The organism is Nocardiopsis sp. TNDT3, assembly GCF_003427465.1.
In the GTDB taxonomy this organism is placed as follows: domain Bacteria; phylum Actinomycetota; class Actinomycetes; order Streptosporangiales; family Streptosporangiaceae; genus Nocardiopsis; species Nocardiopsis dassonvillei.
In genome coordinates this window covers 1-4,381 of the sequence record NZ_QPFC01000221.1, presented here as the reverse complement: position 1 = coordinate 4,381, position 4,381 = coordinate 1, and the positions used below count along the sequence as shown (strand labels likewise).

Annotated in this window: 3 protein-coding genes; all 3 read left to right on the top strand. The window is 73.0% G+C overall.

Translation table 11 applies throughout. From position 1 onward, the window contains the following. The first annotated feature begins 49 nt into the window (after positions 1-49). The 3 genes from DQW06_RS06110 to DQW06_RS06100 all read left to right on the top strand — a co-directional run bounded on the left by DQW06_RS06110 (position 50) and on the right by DQW06_RS06100 (position 4,215). Positions 50-724 carry an amino acid ABC transporter permease gene (locus DQW06_RS06110; RefSeq protein ID WP_013151722.1) on the top strand — a complete coding sequence of 225 codons (675 nt, stop codon included), beginning with the start codon at positions 50-52 and terminating at the stop codon, positions 722-724. Continuing rightward, the gene (locus DQW06_RS06105; protein WP_117198120.1) at positions 721-1,863 is read left to right on the top strand and encodes an amino acid ABC transporter permease; all 1,143 of its coding nucleotides are present in this window, start codon (positions 721-723) and stop codon (positions 1,861-1,863) included. Before DQW06_RS06110 ends, DQW06_RS06105 begins: the two co-directional genes overlap by 4 nt. A gap of 192 nt (positions 1,864-2,055) precedes the next feature. Beyond that, positions 2,056-4,215: a prolyl oligopeptidase family serine peptidase gene (locus tag DQW06_RS06100; protein ID WP_013151720.1), complete on the top strand. Its 2,160-nt coding sequence runs from the start codon at positions 2,056-2,058 to the stop codon at positions 4,213-4,215. Positions 4,216-4,381: the final 166 nt, after the last annotated feature.

Here is a 4,381-nt window from a genome sequence, read left to right as displayed (position 1 = left end):
GCGGGGCCGACCCCGGCCCCGCCGCCCGGCCCTTGACCAGCTGGGACCCATGGAAGCCTTTCTCAGCAATATCGACAGGGTTGTCGACGGTTTCTCATGGACCGTCCGGCTCACCCTCCTCAGCGCCCTCTTCTCCTTCGTCCTGGGCGTCCTGCTCACGGCCATGCGGGTCTCCCCCGTTCCGCTCCTGCGCGGTCTGGCCACCGCCTACGTCGAGGGCATCCGCAGCACGCCCCTGACCCTGGTCCTGCTCTTCTGCGGCCTGGGCCTGAACAGCGCCCTGGGGATCGCCCTGGCCGACAGCGTCGCGTGGGACGTGTTCTGGTGGGCCGTCATCGGCCTGTCCGGCTACACCGCCTGCTTCGTCTCGGAGTCGCTGCGCGCGGGGATCAACACGATCCCCCTCGGCCAGGTGGAGGCGGCCCGCTCGCTGGGCCTGACCTTCACCCAGAACCTGCGGATGATCGTCATCCCGCAGGCGCTGCGCACCGTCGTCGGCCCGCTGGGCAGCGTGCTCATCGCGCTGATCAAGAACACGACCGTCGCCTCCGTCGCGGGGCTGGGCGTTCAGGAGGCGTCCAGGGAGATGAAGCTCATGTTCGACCAGGGCATCGCCCCGGTCCTGCCGACCTTCGTCGGCTTCGCGATCGGCTTCCTGATCCTGACCCTGCCGACCGGCTACTTCTTCGGCTGGCTCTCCAAGCGCGTGGCGGTGGTCCGATGAGCGCGCAGAGCTCCGTCCTCTTCGACGCGCCCGGCCCCAAGGCCCGCAGGCGCAACGCCCTCTACACGGTCGTCACGGTGTTCCTGGCCCTGATCGGCCTGGCCGTCCTGTATCTGGGGTTCAACGGCACCCTGCGCGACACCGGGTTCTCGCTGTTCAACCCGCTCACCTGGGGGCCGCTGGGCGACCCGGCGACCTGGGCGGTCAACCCCGCGGGCGAGTGGGCCTCGGACAAGTGGGCGCCGTTCCTGCAGCCCGCCACCTGGACCGACTACGTCGTCCCGGGCCTGCAGAACACGCTGACCGCGGCGCTGACCGCCTCGGTCCTGGCCATCCTCTTCGGCCTGGTGTTCGGCATCGGCCGCCTGTCCGACAAGTGGTGGATCCGCGTTCCGGCCGGGGCCGTCGTGGAGTTCTTCCGCGGCATCCCGCTGCTGATGCTGATCTTCTTCACGATGGCGCTGCCCATCGTGGCCTACCAGATGTTCGACATCCCCGCGGGCACCTTCCAGGTCTCGGCGCTGGCCGCCGTCGTCACGGGTCTGACCCTGTACAACGGCTCCGTGCTGGCGGAGGTCTTCCGCGCGGGCGTCCTCGCGGTGCCCAAGGGCCAGTCCGAGGCCGCGCAGGCCATCGGGATGACCCGGGGCCAGAACATGCGGCTGATCCTCATCCCGCAGGCGATCACCGCGATGATGCCCGCGATCGTGGCGCAGCTCGTGGTCCTGCTCAAGGACTCCGCACTGGGCTACATCATCGCCTTCCCCGAGATGCTGCGCAGCTTCACCCTGCTGGCCACGCGCGAGGGCAACGTGATCCCGGCCGCGATCATCTGCGCGGCCATCTACATCGCCATCAACCTCTCGCTGAGCCGGGTCGCGATCTGGCTGGAGCGGCGCAACGCCCGCCGCGGTCGGCCCTCGGCCAAGCCCACCGGCGGCGGGGACATCCCGGCCCAGCCCGTGGCCGCGCCCGGGGGCGGCACCGGAGACGGCAGCGCCAAGGCCGAGGGCCCCGCCGGGTCCGTGGCGGTGGAGCCCACCGTGCAGGAGCCGCTGCCCGACGCGCTGGACGGGTCCCGCCCGGCGAAGTCCGACGACGGCGACGACCCGGACGGCAGGGCGGACCGGAAGGACTGACCCCTCCGTCCCCACGGCCGGCACGGCCCCGTGCGCGCCCCTCGGCGCGTACGGGGCCGTCGTCGTCGCGGCCCCGCGCGGGGCGGTTCCGGGGACGCCGCGCGGAGGGTCCTTCGGGACTGCACAAGCGGGCGAACGAGGGCTAAGGTCGACATGTCATCGCATCGAACCCACGACCCATCCTGAGCGGACATGTCTGAACTGTCGAGCCGCCACGGCTCCTGGCCATCGCCCATCAGCGCCGGTGACGTCGCCCGAGGAGTGCGGCGGATGGCGTTCCCGTCCGTCGCGGGTGCGGAGGTCTGGTGGGAGGAGGGGCGCCCCGAGGAGGGGCGGACCACCCTCATGCGGCGCGACGCCGACGGAACGGTGACCGACCTGCTGCCAGCGCCCTGGAGCGCGGGGACCCGGGTGCACGAGTACGGCGGGCGCGCCTACCTGCCGGTGCCCCGCCGCGACGACAAGGCCATCACCCGCATGGGCGTGGTGTTCTCCCAGTCCTCCGACCAGCGCCTTTACCTGCTGGAACGCGGCTCCTCGGAGCCGGTGCCGCTCACCCCCGACGACGGCGCCTCACGCTACGCCGACCCCGCGCTGAGCGCGGACGGGCGTGCCGTGCTGTGCGTGCGCGAGAGGCACGAGGAGGGGGCGGTCCGCCGCTCGATCGTGTCGGTGCCGCTGTCGGGCCGGGGCGCGCAGGACCCCTCCGCGGTGCGCGAGCTGGTCTCGGGGGCGGACTTCTACGCCTCCCCCACCCCGTCGCCGGACGGCGCCCACCTGGCCTACGTGCGGTGGAACCACCCCAGGATGCCCTGGGACGGCAGCGAACTGAGGGTGGGCGCCCTGGGAGAGACCGGGCTGACCGGCGAGTACACCCTCAAGGGCGGTGTGGACGAGTCGGTGGTCTCCCCGACCTGGGCCGACGACGCGACGCTGTACGTGGCCTCGGACTGGCCGGGCTGGTGGAACCTGTACCAGGCGGGGATGACCGGGCAGGCGCTGGCGCTGTACCCGGCCGAGGAGGAGTTCCACGCCTCCCCCGGCCGTCTGGGCAACCGTTCGTTCTGCGTGCTGGACTCGGGCCGGGTGGTGGCATTGCACGGGCACGCCGACCTGACCCCGAGCGTGTACGACCCCGACACCCTGGACCTGACGCCGGTGGCGACCGGCCTGACCACGTGGTCGATGCTGGACACCGACGGGCGCACCGTGGTGGCGGTGGCCTCCTCGCCGACCGAGCCGCCGTGCCTGGTGCGACTGGATCCGGTCTCGGGTGGTGTGGAGGTGCTGCGCCGGGCCGCCGAGGAGCTGCCGGACACCGCCTACCTGCCCGTCCCACGCCAGGAGACGCTGCCGGGCCGCTACGGTGCGCCGGTGTACGCGAACGTGTACCCGCCGACCCATCCGGACGCGCCCGCGAACGGCCCCGCGCCGTACGTGGTGTGGGCGCACGGCGGCCCCGTGTCGGTCAGCACGCTGGAGTTCGACCTGGCCAAGGCCTACTTCACCAGCCGGGGGATCGGTGTGGTGGACGTCAACTACGGCGGCTCCACGGGGTACGGGCGCTCGTACCGCAAGCGCCTGCACAAGGAGTGGGGCGTGGTGGACGTGGAGGACTGCGTGGCCGCGGCCCGGGCCCTGGTGGAACAGGGGGTGGCCGATCCCCGCAGGTTGGCGATCCGCGGTCCGAGCGCGGGCGGGTACACGGCGCTGATGGCGCTGACCGGGGACACGTTCGCGTGCGGGGTCTCCCTCTTCGGGGTCACCGACCTGCTGGGATTCAGCCAGACCACGCACGACTTCGAGTCGCGGTTCCTGGACTCCCTGGTGGGGACGCTGCCGGGGTTCGTGGAGCGGTACCGGGAGCGCTCCCCGGTCAACCGCGCCGGGGAGATCGACGTGCCGGTGCTGCTGGTGCAGGGCCTGGAGGACAGGGTCGTGACCCCGGACCAGGCCACGGCGATGGCGACGGCGCTGGGGCGGCGCGGGGCGCCGTACGCGCTGGTGGAGTTCGAGGGCGAGGGACACGGGTTCACCGGGCAGGAGGCGCGGATCCGCTCCCTGGAGACGGAGCTGGCCTTCTACGCGCGGGTGTTCGGGTTCGAGGCCGACGTGGCGCCGCTGGAGCTGGTGACCGCTCCGCCGGAGACCGGGGCCGTCGGGGACGGCGCGGAACCGGCCGCGGAGGGCTCCCGGGCGCCCGGTGCGGAGGCCGCCGGGGAGTCCGGTGACACCGGGGACGCCCCGAGCGCGGAGGACACCGCCGACGCGCTCGCGCGGGACGCCGGGCAGGACGGCGGGCCCCCGAGTCCCGCGGAGGCCGCCGCCGGTCCGACTGCCGCCGGCGACTAACCCTCCGGAAACGGAGCGGACGGGGCGGGCGGTCCCGGCGGAGGGCACCACCGGCCCGACCGCTGTCGGCGGCGACGGTTCAGAAGTCGGGGTCGGGGGCGTGGAGTTCGGCCTCCACGCCCTCGCGTTCGAGTTCCTCGCGGACCACCCGGTAGGACAGGCCCGC